This window comes from Deinococcus aetherius, from assembly GCF_025997855.1.
GTDB classification, from domain to species: domain Bacteria; phylum Deinococcota; class Deinococci; order Deinococcales; family Deinococcaceae; genus Deinococcus; species Deinococcus aetherius.
In genome coordinates, this window is the sequence record NZ_AP026561.1 from 505742 (window position 1) to 521534 (window position 15793).

At 68.8% G+C, this 15793-nt stretch carries 10 protein-coding genes; 7 read left to right on the forward strand and 3 right to left on the reverse strand.

Annotated features, from left to right (window positions below; all coding sequences use genetic code 11):
* The first annotated feature begins 36 nt into the window (after positions 1 to 36).
* On the forward strand, positions 37 to 927 hold the full coding sequence (locus DAETH_RS18510; protein ID WP_344870205.1) for a DMT family transporter: 891 nt from the start codon (positions 37 to 39) through the stop codon (positions 925 to 927).
* Positions 928 to 1381: 454 nt separating this feature from the next.
* Here the strand turns inward: DAETH_RS18510 and DAETH_RS18515 are convergent, their stop codons facing one another.
* Positions 1382 to 2320 (reverse strand): ArsR/SmtB family transcription factor, encoded by a 939-nt coding sequence (locus DAETH_RS18515; protein WP_264777583.1) that lies wholly within the window; start codon positions 2318 to 2320, stop codon positions 1382 to 1384.
* Between the two features lie 194 nt (positions 2321 to 2514).
* On the opposite strand from DAETH_RS18515, the gene DAETH_RS18520 reads away from it, so the two are divergent.
* From DAETH_RS18520 to DAETH_RS18550, 6 genes are all read left to right on the forward strand, one after another.
* Entirely contained in the window at positions 2515 to 4428 is a 1914-nt protein-coding gene (locus DAETH_RS18520; protein WP_264777584.1) for a glycoside hydrolase family 2 protein, read from the forward strand.
* A complete protein-coding gene (locus DAETH_RS18525) occupies positions 4425 to 5735 on the forward strand; it encodes an extracellular solute-binding protein (protein ID WP_264777585.1) in 1311 nt (436 codons plus the stop codon). Before DAETH_RS18520 ends, DAETH_RS18525 begins: the two co-directional genes overlap by 4 nt.
* A gap of 132 nt (positions 5736 to 5867) precedes the next feature.
* Positions 5868 to 7781, forward strand: a complete 1914-nt coding sequence (locus DAETH_RS24565) for an ABC transporter permease (protein ID WP_319993750.1) — start codon at positions 5868 to 5870, stop codon at positions 7779 to 7781.
* 97 nt (positions 7782 to 7878) lie between these two features.
* A complete protein-coding gene (locus tag DAETH_RS18540) occupies positions 7879 to 9495 on the forward strand; it encodes an RICIN domain-containing protein (protein ID WP_264777586.1) in 1617 nt (538 codons plus the stop codon).
* A gap of 258 nt (positions 9496 to 9753) precedes the next feature.
* The gene (locus DAETH_RS18545; protein WP_264777587.1) at positions 9754 to 11883 is read left to right on the forward strand and encodes an ADP-ribosylglycohydrolase family protein; all 2130 of its coding nucleotides are present in this window, start codon (positions 9754 to 9756) and stop codon (positions 11881 to 11883) included.
* Between the two features lie 224 nt (positions 11884 to 12107).
* Positions 12108 to 14336: an amylo-alpha-1,6-glucosidase gene (locus DAETH_RS18550; RefSeq protein ID WP_264777588.1), complete on the forward strand. Its 2229-nt coding sequence runs from the start codon at positions 12108 to 12110 to the stop codon at positions 14334 to 14336.
* 152 nt (positions 14337 to 14488) lie between these two features.
* On the opposite strand, the gene DAETH_RS18555 is transcribed toward DAETH_RS18550, so the two are convergent.
* Positions 14489 to 15235 carry an IS3 family transposase gene (locus tag DAETH_RS18555; protein WP_344870204.1) on the reverse strand — a complete coding sequence of 249 codons (747 nt, stop codon included), beginning with the start codon at positions 15233 to 15235 and terminating at the stop codon, positions 14489 to 14491.
* A gap of 75 nt (positions 15236 to 15310) precedes the next feature.
* The gene (locus tag DAETH_RS18560) at positions 15311 to 15580 is read right to left on the reverse strand and encodes a transposase (protein ID WP_264777590.1); all 270 of its coding nucleotides are present in this window, start codon (positions 15578 to 15580) and stop codon (positions 15311 to 15313) included.
* Between the last annotated feature and the right edge of the window lie 213 nt (positions 15581 to 15793).

Sequence of the window (15793 nt, forward strand, 5' to 3'; positions counted from 1 at the left end):
CCCTGGGTATCTGACGACATACCGTTATCGTAGAACGTGAAAAGCAGTAGTAACGTTACAGGGTTAGAAACGAAAACGGAAACGAGTGGCTGGTGGTGGGCAGCCCTGGGCGTGCTGTGCTTCAGTTTCACCCTGCCCGCGACACGGCTCGCGGTGCCGGAATTCGGCGGGTACACCGTCGGCTTCGGTCGCGCCGTGGTCGCGGCCCTCCTGGCCCTGGCCCTGCTGGTCGCCCGGCGGGAGCGGCTCCCGGAGCGTCGGCACTGGCGGGGACTGGGGCTCGTCGCCCTGGGGGTGGTGTTCGGCTTCCCGGTGATGACCTCGCTCGCCCTGCGCACCGTGCCGTCCTCGCACGGCGCGGTGGTGGTGGGCCTGCTTCCGGCGGCCACGGCCGTCTCTGCGGTGCTGCTGACGCGCGAACGACCCCGGCCCATCTTCTGGCTGGTGTGCGCCCTGGGGGTGGCGGCTGTTCTGTGGTTTGCGGCGACCACCGGAGCCGGGCATCTGGAGACAGGCGACCTCTACCTGCTGCTGGCGGTCCTGTTCGCCGCGGTCGGGTACGCCGAGGGCGGGCGGCTGGCCCGGGAACTCGACGGCTGGCGGGTGGTGAGCTGGGCGCTGGTATTCTCGCTGCCCCTCGCGCTCCTGGCGACCCTGCTGGCCCCCTGGCCGACCCATCTTCCCTCGCCAGGAGCCTGGCTCGCTTTTGGTTACGTGGCGGTGGTCAGCATGTTCCTGGGCTTCTTCGCGTGGTACCGCGGGCTGGCGCTGGGGGGTGTGGCGCGGGCCGGGCAGGTGCAACTCATGCAACCCGTGCTGACGGTGATCTGGTCGGCGCTGCTCTTGGGAGAGGTGCTCGACGGTCGTACGCTTCTGGCGGCCCTCCTCGTGGTCGTCATCGCGGCCTTGAGCCGCCTGACGCGTTGAGGTCGACGCGCGGGTCTGGTGTCGTCGTGGAGGAGGCGCTGCCTGTGCGGGCGCACCTGTCGTCGCCCTAAATTACCGCGCCTCACTCTGCCGAAGTCAGGCAGGCGCTTGGCCTTGATCTCGACTGGTGACCCCGTTTAGGGCTTGACCGAGAGGGGCCTGGGAGCGTCCGGGCGAGGATGTTACGGTTTGCGGGTGCCAAGCGAGGCTCCTGGTCGGTGGTGGGGCGTCCTGGGCAACGCCGTGGCCCTTGAGCTGCGAAAAACATGCCCGGCGGTGGGCTGCCGGAAGGGAGGGAAAGAACAGCGTCCCCAGACTCCCAGGCACTGGACCGTTGGGTTCGTCGCCGTGCTGGACGAGTTCTCTTTTCCCCCACTCAAGCTCTCAACAGCGTCAAGTTGCCACAACCGTTCAACCGCTCCTGATCGTCAGCCCCGCCTGGGCGAGGCGCTCCTCACCGAATCGTGTAGCGCAGGCGCAACAGCAGGTCCTGCGGGTGATCGCCACACCGACCGCCGAACAGGTTAAGCCCGCCCACATGTCGGGCGTCAGACTTGACGCCCAGGCGAACGGCGATGTGGGAGGCCGCGGCGAGGTTCAGGTCGGCGAGCGTCACGGCGGAGCAGGGCGCGCCGTCGAGGAGGGTGCCGCCGGGCGTCACCGTCCAGGTCTTGAGTTCGCCGTACATCGTCTGATCGGGCGGCCACCACGGGGGCGTCAAGTGGCCGCGCCGGCCGCCGTAGTCGGCCGGGCTCGTCCAGGTGCCGACGTCCACGCCGTTCACCGAGAGCGTGATGTCCGAGGGCCAGTCCAGGTTGTAGTCGGGCGCCTCCGAACACAACTCGGCGGAGAACTCGAGCTCCGTCAGGGTCGCGCCGAACGGCACGTTCTTGTGAAAGGCGTACTCGACATAACCCTGCTGGAACCACAACAGCTGGGCGAAGGCGCGCTCGGCCTCCTGGAAGCTGCGCGGGTCGTCGTTCACGCCGATGAACCGGGTGTCGGAGAGCAGGCCGCAACTCGGCCGCACCTCGGCGCCGCGGTACGCCCCGACAGGCAGCGCGAGTTCGACGAGGCCGTCCGCCGCCGACTGGACGGTGACCCCGGGAAGACGTACGGTGACCTCGTCGTACCGCTTGCGCAACAGTTTCTGCGTGCCGCGCGTGCCGGGCTCGTAGGCGACGTCGATCAGGCCCGCCTCCTGCAACTGACGGACGTTGAAGTTCAGGGTCGAGAGCGGAATGTCCAACGCGGCCGCGAGGGTCGCGACGTTCGTGGACTCGTAGGTCAGCAAACTGAGAATGAGGACGCGGGTGTCCGAGGCCAGGGCGCGCAGCACCGCTATGGCCTCGTCGTTCTCGACGACCAACACCTTCTTGTTATGCACGAACACGGACGCCCCCGGCTGATGATAGGAGAAACCTTGACCGGTAGGGAGTCCGGGCCCTCACCCCCGCATGACTTCACACAACCTTTATTTGAAGTCAAAATAGTTGAACGTAATTCATAAAACTCGTAGCGTAGGTGCATTCAATTCCAAGTGTGAGCGGCGCCGACCCCAGCAGGTCGTGGCGCATAGGAGGTTGCGTGACCGAACTCCAACACCCTCGCCCGCAATTCACCCGTCCCGGCTGGAGACGGCTCGACGGACCCTGGCGGTTTGCCCCCGACGGGGGCGGGCGCTGGACCCACCCGAGGCACGTCACGTTCACCCACACCATCCTCGTGCCGTTTCCCCCGGAGAGCGAGGCCAGCGGCATCGGGGACACGGCCTTTCACCCGGTCGTCTGGTACGCACACACCGTCCAGCTGTCGAAGGACGAGGTTCCGGAGGGCGGCGAGCGGCTGCTGCTCCACTTCGGCGCCGTCGACTACCGGGCGCGGGTGTGGGCGAACGGGCAACTCGTCGCGGAGCACGAGGGCGGTCACACCCCGTTCACGGCCGACCTGACCGACGCGCTCGTGGACGGGGAGGCGGTCGAGCTCGTCGTGCGCGCCGAGGATGACCCCGCCGACTTCGCGCAGCCACGCGGCAAGCAGGACTGGCAGCCCGAGCCGCACGTCATCTGGTACCCGCGCACCACCGGTATCTGGCAGCCGGTGTGGCTCGAGAAGGTGCCCGAGACGCGCCTGGACGAGCTGGTGTGGACGCCGCACCTCGACACCTGGGAGGTGCAACTCGACGTCTCGCTCGCCGGTCCCCTGCGGCCGGAGCTGTCGGTGCGCGTCCGGCTCACCACCCCGCACGAGGACCTCGCCGACGACCGCTACGGGGTCAAGGCGGCCCGCACCACCCGGCGTCTCGCCCTGCCCGACGCCGGGATCGCCGAGCAGCGCAACCACCTGCTGTGGAGCCCCGAGCACCCGCACCTGATCGGGGCCGTCGTCGAGCTGCTCGAGGGCGAGCGCGTCTTGGACCGGGTGCACAGCTACACCGCGCTGCGGTCGGTGGGCATCCAGGGCCACCGTTTCACCCTCAACGGCCATCCGTACTACCTCAGGATGGTCCTTGACCAGGGGTACTGGCCGGAGACCCTGATGGCCGCTACCGACGAGCAGTTGCGGCGCGACGTGGAACTCGCCAAGCAGCTCGGCTTCAACGGCGTGCGCAAGCACCAGAAGGTGGAGGACCCGCGCTGGCTGCATTGGTGTGACCGGCTGGGCCTGCTGGTGTGGGAGGAGATGCCCAGCCACTACCGCTTCAGCGCCCAGGCCGCAACGCGCCTCACGCGCGAGTGGACCGAGGTGATCGCGCGCGACCGCTCGCACCCCTGCGTGATCGCCTGGGTGCCGTTCAACGAGTCCTGGGGAGTACCCGAACTCACGACGAACGCGACCCACACCCACTACGTCCAGGCCCTGTACCACCTTACCAAGACGCTCGACCCCACACGCCTGGCCATCGGCAACGACGGCTGGGAGTTCGTGGTGGGCGACTGGCTGGGCATCCACGACTACGCGCACGAGCCCGAGAAGCTGCGTGCCCGTTACGGCACCCCGGCCGCCGTAACGGACACGGTGGAGCGGCCCTGGGGGCCCGCGCTGCGGGTGTCCGGGTTCGCCGGGCGCGACGAGCCGGTCATGCTCTCGGAGTTTGGCGGCGTCGCCTACTCCGGCACCGACAGGACCGGGTGGGGCTACAGCCGCGTGCAGGACGGCGCCATCTTCCTGGAGCGCTACGAGGCCCTCCTGACGGCCGTGCACGGGCTGGAGGGCATCTCCGGGTTCTGCTACACCCAGCTTGCCGACACGTTCCAGGAGGAAAACGGCCTCACCACCGAGCACCGCGTCTTTAAGGCCGACCCCGCCCGGCTGGCCCGGGCGACTCGCGGGGAGGCCAATCCCCAGGACGTCGAGCTCGAGGGCGACGCCGACCCCTACGGCTATTCCAGGCGCTGGTGGCTCGAACGCCAGCCCACCCTGGCGGGGAGTGGTCCCCCGCCCGGTCCCCGGTTCACCCCCACACTCGACCGGATGGTCCCGCACGAGGAGGAAGTATGAACAAGCTGGCGCTGGCAGGAATGGTCCTTGGTGGAATGCTCGGCCTGGGGGCAGCGCACGCCCAGTACACCGGGCCGAAGGTGAACCTGACCTACGTCCACGGCTTCCTGGGCTCCGACCGCCCGTACATGGAAGATCTGGTCAAGCAGTTCAATGCCTCCCACCCCAACATCGAGGTGAAGTACCAGGGTCAGGACTGGGGCACGACCGGCCAGCAGCTGCTGCCGCTGGTCGCGGCCGGTCGCGCGCCCGACGTCGTGGCTTGGCTGTCGTGGGACATCACCCAGTTCGTCGACAAGGGGGCCTTCAGCGAGCTCACGCCGGCCGAACTGCGGGCCGCGCGGGTATCCAAGGCGGCCTTCTACGACAAGGTGTGGCAGGGCGGGCAGTACCAGGGCAAGACGTACGGCGTGCCGCTGCACCTCGTCACGGTGGTGACGTTCTACAACAAGGACCTGATGCGGAAGATGGGGGTGAGCGCCCCCCCGCGCAACCGCGAGCAGTTCCTCGCGGCGTCGGCCAGGTGCACCACCGACAAGGCGGGGCGGCGGCCCGGCGCCCCGGGCTTCGACGCGCGTAACCTCGCCACCTGGGGGGGGGCCATCCCCGCGGCGCCCGGCTGGTTCCGCCTGGGCATCACGGTGGCCGAGCAAAACGGCGTGGACTTCCTGAACGCCCAGGGGCAGCCCGTCTATGCCTCGGCCCGGGCCGCCGAGGCCCTACAGTTCCTGCGCGACACCAACACCCGGTACCACGTCGGGCCGGCAGGTGCCACGGAGGACAGCGAGGCCGCCGCCTTTCGCCAGGGCAAGAGCTGCTTCAACTACGCGGGCGTGTGGATGCTCAGCCAGTACCGCGAGCAGCTCGGCGACAAGCTGGGGGTCGCCCCCTTCCCGCGCCTGGGCACGCAGCGCGACGCCAGCTTCGGCGACGCCAGCTTCCTCACGCTGCCGCGGCAACGCGCGAACTATGACCCCAACAAACGCGCCGCCGCGCTGGAGTTCGTCGGCTGGATGACGGGCCGCGAGCAAAACCTCGCGTTCACGAAGTCCGGCAGCCTGCCCACCCAACCCGCGGTGGCCAGCGATCCCGCCTACCGCACCAACCCGATGTACGGCGCCTTCGCCGGCTTCCGCAACATCAGCATCTACGGCGGCCTGGGGGGCACCACCCGGATCGCGCCCGTGCTCAGCCCCTTCGGGGACGCGGTCGACCAGTTCCTGAGCGGCAAGAAGGGCGACGCGCTGCAGGTTCTGCGAGAGGCGCAGGTCAAGACGGTCCAGCAGATCGCCGACGCGCAGAAGTGACGTGGCGCCGGGTCGAGTGGCCGCGCAAAGGACCTGTATGACCTTGATTTCCCAACACGGCGGGACACCCCGGGGAGAGGGCGGGTCTGTGCTCCCGCGTGATGGGGCAGGGGGCACGGAAGCGGGGCGCGCGTGAACAGTTCCTCGCGTTCCGCGCCAGCCGTGCGGCGCCGTGCGGCCCGCCCCCTCCTGAACGACGCGCACCCGCTCGTGCCGTACGCCTACCTGCTGCCCCACGCCGCCCTGTTTCTGGTGTTCATCGCGTTCCCGGTGGGGTACGGCCTGTGGATTAGCCTGCACAACTGGAATCCGCTCGAGAGCGCGTCCCCCTGGGTCGGCGCGCGGTACTACCTCGCCCTGCTGAGCGCCAGCACGCCGGAGGCGGAGTACTTCTGGAACGCGCTGCGCAACACCGTGCTGTTCACCGTGCTCAGCGTGCCGCTCCTCGTCGGCGTCTCGCTCGCGCTCGCGTTGCAGTTGCAGCGGCCCATCTTCGGGCGGGCGCTGCTGCGGGCCATCTTCTTCGCGCCCGGCATCCTGTCGGTCACGGTGATGGGCCTGCTGTGGAAGTGGATGTTCCAGAACCAGGTGGGGCTCGTCAACGTGGTGCTCGAGCAATACCTGGGGCGCCCCACGGTCAACTTCCTCACCGCCGAGGGCTGGGCGTGGGTGCCGCTCGTGGTGGGCAGCGTGTGGTGGGGCGTGGGCTTCAACATGACCCTCTATCTCGCCGCGCTGTCCAACATCCCGCACGCATTGTACGAGGCGGCCGAGCTCGACGGCGCCGGCAGCTGGGCGAGGTTCCGCTTCATCACCTGGCCGATGCTGACGCCCACGACCTTGTTCGTGGGGGTCACGACCGCCCTGGGGTCCCTGCAGGTCTTCGGGCAGATCCAGCTCATCACCGGCGGCGGGCCGGCCAGGGGCACCCAGAGCGTGATCGGGTACATCACGGAGGAGGCCTTTACCAACAACAACTACTCCTCGGCGACCGCGATGGCCTTCGCGTTCGGTGTGCTGATGCTGGGCCTCACGGCCGCGCAGTTCCGCCTCATGACAGGCAGCCTGCGCGAGCCCTCGTTCACCGCGCGTGAGCGCCGCCCCTCGCGCTGGGCGCTGGCCCTGACCCGCGCGTGGCACGCGGTCTCCACCGGGTGGGAGTGGGTCGCGGCCCGCCTGCCTAAGCTGGCGCCGCGCCGCTCCAGGAGGGCGGTCACGGCCAGGCGGCGTCCCTGGGGGAACGCCCCACGCTTCGTGTTGCTGGCCCTCCAGGCGCTGCTGTTCCTCGCGCCGCTGTACTGGATGCTCAGCACCTCCTTCAAGCCCGAGATCGACACCCTCGCGCAGCCGGTGCAGTGGTGGCCGGCGCGGCCGACCCTGGACAACTACCGCGATGTGCTGAGCAACCCCGACACCAACATCTTGCGCTGGACGCTGAACTCGGCGCTCGTCGCGCTGCTCACCACTCTGCTCACGGTCGCGCTGTGCGTGCTGACCGCCTACCCCCTTGCCCGGATGCGGTTTCGGGGGCGCGAGGGCTGGTTCTGGTTCCTGCTGACCAGCCTGATGGTGCCGGGTATCGTCACCCTCATTCCGCTGTACATCATGATGATCCGCCTGAACTGGATTGACACGTACCACGCCCTGCTCTGGCCCGCCCTGCCCGGCGTGTTCGGCGTCTTCATGCTGCGCCAGTTCTTTGCGGCCGTCCCGCGCGAACTCGAGGAGGCCGCGCGCCTCGACGGCGCGAACAGCTTCCAGATCCTGTGGCGCGTGCTCGTGCCGCTCTCCGTCCCGGCCCTGGTGACGCTCGGCGTGTTCGCGTTCATGGGCTCCTGGAACAACTATGTGTGGCCGCTGTACGTCGTGCACGGCGATACGCAGACGCTGCCGGTGGGCCTCGCGCTCTTCTCCGGGCGCTACGTCACCGACTACGGCAAGCTCATGGCAGGCACCGCCGTCGCCGCCGTGCCCGCGCTGCTCGTGTACCTCCTCGGCCAGCGCTACCTCGAGCGCGGCCTGACCGTCACCGGCCTCAAGGACTGATCCCCTTCAAGGGAAGGGCGGCGCCCCATTCGCGGAGGGGCTCACGTCCGCTGCACTCACCCATCCGCCTTTACCCCGGAGGAATGCCATGCGCCCCATGCACGTCGCCCTGACCGCCCTCACCACGCTGGCGCTCGTCGCCTGCGGCACCGAAGTCGCGTCACCCGCCGGGCAGGCGGGTTCGGGGACCGTGGGCCCGCTCGCTGTCGGCACGCGTCTCGCCGACCGTCAGGGTTACTACCCGCGCGTCGTGCGTCTCGCCCACAACGGCAGCGCGAACGGCCGCCTCGTCGCTACTTTCGAGTCCATCGTGAACGGGCAGCAGAGCGCGGCCTTTTACCAGAGCACGGACGACGGCGCCTCGTGGCAGCTGCTGTCCGAGCTGCGCGACGCGACGCCGCCGCGCAACTGCTGCTCGGTGCTGTACGAGGTGCCGCAGACCCTCGGTTCGACTAGCGCCGGCACGCTGTTCTGGGCAACGTCCGTCGGAACGGACCAGACGCCGCGCACCGCCACGGCCATCAAGATCTACAAGAGCACCGACCAGGGCCGCACCTGGACCTCCTTCTCCACCCCCGTCACCGGCAACACCGGCCTGTGGGAGCCTGAATTCACCGTGGACGCGTCCGGCCGCCTGGTGATGTTCTTCTCCAGCGAGGAGTACAAAGGTTCCGGCTACAACCAGCTGCTGGCGCACCGCGTGTCCACCGACGGCGGAGCCAGCTGGGGCGGGGACGTGATTGACGTCGGTGTGGCCGATAACACCCGGCGCCCGGGCATGGCGGTGGTCCGCAAGCTGCCGAACGGCACCTACCTGATGAGCTACGAGGTGTGCGGTTGGCCCGGCACGCATGACTGCGTCGCGCAGCTGCGCACGTCCCCGAACGGCAGCGACTGGGGCGACCGCACCTGGCTCGGGTACCGCCCGCAGACTGGCGACGGCCACTTCTTCGCGCACGCGCCGACGATCGCTTGGGCGCCCGACGGCTCCGCGAACGGCAAGGTGCTGCTCGTCGGGCAGGTGCTGAAGAACTCGGACGGCTCGCTCGCGGCGAACAACGGCCGGGCGGTGCTGGTGCAGGGCAGCAACGGCGCCGAGAACGTGCCCTGGACGGAGATGACCGCGCCGGTCCAGTCGGTCGGCGCCGGCGACAACCCGTGCGTCAACTACAGCTCTGCCCTGCTGCCGTCCGCGAACGGCTCGAAGCTGCTCGAGCTCGCCACGGACTTCGAGAACGGCACCTGCAAGACCTACTTCGGCACGGGCGCCCTCAACTTTCCGGTCTCCGGGGCGACCTACCGCCTCGTCAACGAACAAAGCCAGCAGTGCCTCGACGTGGCGAACGGCTCCACCGCCATCAACGCCAACGTCCAGCAGTACACCTGCAACAACCTCGCCCCCCAGAACTGGCTGCTGCTCGACAAGGGCGCCGGCTACTTCACCCTGACGTCCCAGCAGAGCAACCTGTGCCTGGATGACGCCTTCGGGTCCACGGCGGCCGGTGCGAACGTCCAGCAGTACACCTGCAACAGCCTCGCGCCGCAGAACTGGCGCGCCGTTTCGGTCGCGAACGGCTACTTCAAGGTGCTCAACCAGCAGGCGAGCGGCCTCGCGCTCGACGTGGACCGCGGCTCGACCACGCCGGGCGCCAACGTGCAACTGTACACCGATAACGGCTTCGCCCCGCAGCACTGGCGCTTCGAGCGCCGCTGAGCGATCTTCAGCCCTTCCCGGAGCCCAGGGCTGTCAGCGCGTCTCAAGAAGACGTGCTGACAGCTCAGCAAGGAATGACATGAACCAGCCACAGAACCGCCCACCGTCGTCCGGCACGGCTTTTCAGACCGCTTCGCTGCACCCGCTCGGAACCTGCCTGTTCAGGCCGGATCCGGCCGGGAAGCGAGCACTCGGGCGGAACCGGTCACGGAGCGGCCAGACCCCGGCCGCGACCTCGCGGCTGTCCAGGAGGCCCGTTTGAACCTGCCCGCGGACTACGCCCGGCGGGTCTACGCCGGGGTGCTCGGAAAAATGATCGGGGTGTACCTCGGCCGTCCGATCGAGGGTTGGACGCACGAGCGGATCGAGCGCGAGCTCGGCGAGGTCGACCGCTACGTCAGCGATCGCCTCGGGCTGCCGCTGGTGGTGACGGACGATGACCTCAGCGGGACCTTCACGTTCCTGCGGGCGCTGGAAGACCACGGCTTCCCGCGGGACATCACCTCCGAACAGATCGGCGAGACTTGGCTGAACTACATCATCGAAGACCGGACGGTGCTGTGGTGGGGCGGAGTGGGCCTCTCGACCGAACAGACCGCCTTCCGGCGCCTGCAGGGCGGGGTGCCGGCCCCGAGTAGCGGATCACGCGAACTCAACGGTCCGGTGGTCTCCGAGCAGATCGGCGCGCAGATCTTCATCGACGGCTGGGGCATGGTCGCGCCCGGCCGCCCGGAACTCGCGGCGGACCTGGCCGCCCGTGCGGCCCGGGTCAGCCACGACGGCGAGGCCGTCTATGCCGCGCAGGTGATCGCCGCCATGGAGGCGCAGGCGTTCGTCGAACCGGACCTCGGGCGGCTCCTCGACCGGGGGTTGAGCGTTATTCCACGCGACAGCCTGATCGCCCGTGTGATCCGGGATCTGCGCGCGTGGCGATCAGAAGACCAAGACTGGCGGCGGTCCCGGGCCCGGCTTCAGGACCGCTACGGCTACCACCGGTTCGGGGGCGCCTGTCACGTGGTGCCCAACCACGCCCTGGTGTGGCTCGGCCTGCTGTACGGCGACGGGGACTTCCGGCGGTCCCTGATGATCACCAACACCAGCGGCTGGGACACCGACTGCAATTCCGGCAACGTCGGGTGCCTGCTGGGCATCCGAAACGGGCTGACCGCCTTCGAGGGAGCCTACGACTGGCGCGGCCCCGTCCGCGACCGGCTGTACCTGCCCACGGCGGACGGCGGGCGGGCGATCACTGACGCCCTGACCGAAGCGGGACACATCGTGCGGGCCGGCCGGGCGCTGGTGGGGCTGCCGCACGACCTGCCCAAGGGTGGAGCGCGGTTTCACTTCTCGCAGCCGGGCAGCGTGCAGGGCTTTACCCTCGGGGAGGAGGACCCTGCCGGGGGAACGCTGGACAACGTGGCCTGGCGCGGGGAACGGGTGCTGGCCCTGCGCTGGGCGGGGACCGGGCCGGATCAGCGCCTGCGCGCCACGACCTCGACCTTCATTTCCCCGGACGCCCTGCGCATGCCCGGCTACGAACTGCTGGCCTCCCCGACCCTCTACCCGGGCCAGGTCGTGCGGGTCCGGGTGTCGGCCGATGAATCCAACGCCACGCCAGTGACGATCCGGCCGTGCGTGGGCCGCTACTCGGAAGGGCCGGGCCTGGAACCGGTGCTCGGCCCCGGGACAGCGGTGCGGCCGGGAGGGGAGAGCGAACTGGTGTGGCGGGTTCCGGACACCGGCGGACAGCCGGTCGCGGACGTTGGAATCGAGGTCACGTGCCCGGGCCCGGGCGGGGCGGTGTACCTCCACACGCTCACATGGGACGGCACGCCCGACGTCTGCCTGGGCCGGCCGGCTGGTGAGGGAACGGTGTGGCGCCGCGCCTGGGTGGACGCGGTGCACCACTGGGAGGCGCTCTGGCCCGAGGCGTACCGGATCGCTCAGGACACGGGCCGGGGACTGCTGATCCAGGGCGCCCGCGACTGGCATGACTACCAGGTGTCCGCGGCCATCCGCTCGGACTTCGCGGCGGTTCACGGACTGGCCGCACGGGTGCAGGGGCTGCGCCGCTACTACGCCCTGACCCTGCGGCCGTCCGGCGTCGCCCAGCTGATTAAAGTCCGGGGAACCGAGCAGGTGCTCGCGCAGACCACCGTGCTGCCGGGAGAGCAGCTCCGCGACTTCAACCTGGAACTCGACGGCCCGCGTCTTCGCGCCTTCCTGGACCGCGAACTGCTGTTCGAGGTGGTCGACGACGACCCGATCAGCGGTGGGGGCGTCGCCCTGCTCGTCGAGGAGGGCATGCTGGCCTGCGACGCGGTGCGCGTCCTGCCCACCCGGACCGTCGATCCGCTCCAGGTTCTGGATGTCGCGCGTCCGGTGTAGCGCAGGCGTGGTTCCGTAGGCCGCGTCACCCAGGGCCGACGTCCGTGGCGAACGCGCTAAAACCGCTGAGTTCAGGCCGAGTTCAGGCGGCCTTCCCCCTTGACATCAGGAGCGTTGACCGTGCCAGACCACCCACACCCGAACCCTCATCAGACCGGCCAACGCGGCGCCCGAACCTCGGAGCGCGCCGCGGCCCGGCCGCGCACGCTCCGGCGAGGCCGGGCTTGATTCGCTTCGGGGCGTTCGATCCGCTGCACCCGCTGGGCGTCGTTTCCGTGGCGAACGGCGAGCACATCTTCGGTCTGCGCCTGCTCACCCAGGACCACCAGAGCGGCGAGGTCGTGGACGGGCGGGCGCTCGACTGGTCCACCCTGCGGGTGGGTGAGGTCGCGGACGGCCTCTACAACGTGTGCTGGACCGTGGCGGGCAAGGCGGCGCACCTGAGCTGGAGCCGCGTGGACGAGCGGCGTGTGTACGGCAAGGTGAGCTTCGACGAGGGCCTGTCGGTCGTGGCCGAGGCTTACGTGCCGTGGGCGTACCGCCTGCGCGACCGCTGGGTGAACTTCGTGGTCCACGGCAGGTTCACCCTGACCGGCGAGATGATCGGCCCGCACCAGGAGGGCGGCCCGCGCGCGGTGCGCCTGACCTTCGGGAGTGAGCCGGCGGCCCTCGAGCGCTACAACGACCGCGACCTTCAACTGCGTATCCTGAGGGGTGCCAAGTCGCTCCTGCGCGTGGCACCTGGCGACGTGTGGAACGACATGGGCCTGGGCTGGTTCGCCGCTGCCCACCACACGCGCGACTTCGCCTTCGTGCTGGAGGTCGGGGAGCCCGAGGTGTTTCTCCAGGCGCCCGACGCACCTGCCCGCGCCCGGCTGTTCGGGGAGGCGGCCCGGCTCCACGCCGAGAATCTCGAGGAGTACGGCCGCCACTGCCTGCACACGGACGGTGCCCTGGGGGAGGCCGGTCCCGCAGTGAGCCGACTGCTCGGCTTCAACGTGCTGTACCGGGAGGACACCGGGCGGCGCTACGTGATCACCGACCGGCCGTGGGCTCGCGGTGAGGACGACTGGGGCATCCTGTTCAACTGGGACACCTTCCTCAGCTCGGCGGCGGCGGCCTGGTTCGACCCCGACCTCAGCCGGGAGAACCTGCGCTCGGGCCTCGACTTGCAACTGCCCGATGGCCGCATTCCCCTGCACGCGCGCAGGACGGGCGGCCACGCCGCGGAGCCGCCCATCCTCGCCGGTCGCCACCAGATCATCGTGCAGGCCCTCACCGCGTGGCGAAGTTACCTGCACCACCTCGACCGGGCGTGGCTCGGGGAGGTGTACCCGGCGCTCGTGCGTTCCCACCGCTGGTGGTTCGCCGACCGCGGCGACGGTCAGGCGTGGCGCGACCCGGCCGGGCGCGGCCTGCTGACCTTCGGCTACGACCCCGAACTCGAGATGGGCGTGATCGGCGCCCGGCACCAGCCCTACGTCGCCAAGGCCCAGTACGCCTACTTCGAGACGTACGACGACAGCCCCCAGTGGACGACCGGGGAGCACTTCCGCTCCCTGCGCGGCAAGGACCGCTTCACCGCCGACCAGGCGGCCGACCGCGCCCGTTACGACGAGCGCACCCACACGGTGGACATGTACACGCTCGAGCGCAACTGCCTGTACGCGCTGGAGAGCGAGTGCCTGGCCCAGATCGCGGCCGAACTCGGCTTCGAGGCGGATCGACGCGACTTTCTCGAGGAATACGCGGCCATGAAGGCGCGGATCAACGAGACGATGTGGGACGATGAGGCGGGCTGCTACTTCAATGTCACCCTGGACGGCCGCTTCTCGCGGGTGTACACCCCGGACGTCTTCTTGCCCCTCACGGCTGGTCTCACGGACGGGGAGCGCGCGGATAAACTGCTGCGGTTGTTACTTGACGAGTCGAAGTTCTGGGGCGAGTTCCCGCTGCCGTCGGTGGCCAAGGACGACCCGAGCTTCGCCGAGCAGCACTACTGGCGCGGGCAAATCTGGCCGCCGCAAGTCTACCTGGTCTTCCTGGGTTTGCGCCGCGCGGGCTTCACGGAGGCCGCCGAGGCCCTGGCCGACCGCGCTCTCGCCATGTTCCTGGGGGAGTGGCGAGAGCGTGGCTATTCCCCGGAGAACTACAGCAGCGTAACCGGGCGCAGCGCGGGCTCACCGCACTACAACTGGGGCACCCTGATGGGCGTGGTGGGCCTGGAGTCGTGCCTCGACCTCACGCCGGGACACGCGCGCTTCGGCCGCCGGGGGGACGCAGACTACACCCTGCGCAACGTGCGGCTGGGTGAGGACGTGTACGACGTGACCGGCCGGGGCGGCGTGACCACCGTGTTCAGGAACGGCACCGAGGTGGCCCGGGGACGGGGGATCGTCGAGGTTGACCGCGAATCGGCCCCCAGCCACTCACCGCCCGACGTGACGGCGTGAATCGAGGCGCAAAATCAGCTATAAAGGGTTCTGGCAACTTAGCAGGACTTTGTCAGTCAGGGACGGCGCTCAGCCGCCCCTCGCCGTGGTGACCGATCCTGGCGGGCGTGCCCGTCCCTCACAACTGGCAGCAGCCTGAACTGGCCCAGTTCTTAGGGCAAAGCTGACTGGAGGTTCGACTCAGGGGGAGTGTACGGCTGCGGGTGGGGTGGGGGCTGAGCCCACCGCTGGGCGAACTCGTCCGGGGTGAGGTAGGCCAGAGAAGAATGCGGCCTGGCGCCGTTGTAGAACGTTCGCCAGTCATCGAGCAGCACCTGGGCGTGCCGGGCGGAGTGAAAGACGTCCAGGTTCAGCAACTCGTCCCTCAAGCGGGCGTGGAAGCTCTCTGCCACGCCGTTTTGCCAGGGTTTCCCGGGGTCGATGTACCGAGTGCCGACCTCCTGCATGGCCAGCCAGATCCCCCGGTCGTGGGCGATGAATTCCAGGCCGTTATCGCTGCGGATGAACGCAGGAACGCCCCGTTCTCGCATCATTTCGACCAGGACGGCTTTCACGTCGGCGGACGTAAAAGCTGTCCCACAACGGAGGGCGAGCGATTGCCGGGTGAACTCATCCGTGAGGGTCAGGATTTTCAGGGGTTGTCCGGTCAGGGTCTGGTCAAAGACGAAATCGTAGGTCCACACCTGATTCGGCCGCTCGGCCCGCAGGGGAAGGGGCTGCCCGGTGCGGATTTTTCGGGTCTTGCGGTTCACCTGGACGCCTTCCCGGCGCAGCGTGGCGTGAACCCGGCGGCATCCCCAGCGGCGATGCTCGTGGGCCAACGTCTTGATCCGTTGCCTGAGCCTTTCGTCATGCCGAGGATGGGGGCGGTAGGACAGCGACGAGCGGGGTAGGCCCACCAACTCGCACGCCCGCTGCTGTCGGATGTGTTTGTGAACCAGGAACTGTGCGGCCTCCCGGCGCCCTTAGGGCCGTCACCGCTTTTTTGAAAGCAACTCCTTCATCCCTTCCAGCTCCAGGCGCTGCTGGCCCACCAGCTTGAGGAGCCGCTCGTTCTCGCGTTCCAACTGACGGAGCCGCCGGGTTTCAATCATCGTGGCGTCGCCGTATTTGGCCTTCCAGGTGGAGAAGGAGGCCGTGCTGCACCCGGCCTCCCGGCACAACTCCTCGATGGGCTTTTCGCCCTTTTTGGCGTCTTGGAGCAGCCCTAAGATCTGTTCCTCACTGAACTTCCGCTGTTTCATGGGTCATCCTCGCTTTCGGGCGGGGGTCAGGGGAAGTCCCCCATCCCCGTCGGGGAGCGAGCCGATGATCTCCAGTCACTTTTGCCCTGTTTTTGGGGGGCAGACCAATCCCGAAACGGTCGGTTCCTGCCACAAACTAAACCCTAAGAAATTGCTGACGGAATCGTCATTCTCATCTTCCGGCGACCAAAGAGGAGACGAATAGGACGGGAG

Bases quoted from the DNA above. Each gene is read 5' to 3' on its own strand.
- DAETH_RS18525 (WP_264777585.1), top strand. From the start codon at position 4,425: ATGAACAAGCTGGCGCTGGCAGGAATGGTCCTTGGTGGAATGCTCGGC.
- DAETH_RS18540 (WP_264777586.1), top strand. From the start codon at position 7,879: ATGCACGTCGCCCTGACCGCCCTCACCACGCTGGCGCTCGTCGCCTGC.
- DAETH_RS18560 (WP_264777590.1), bottom strand. From the start codon at position 15,580: ATGAAACAGCGGAAGTTCAGTGAGGAACAGATCTTAGGGCTGCTCCAA.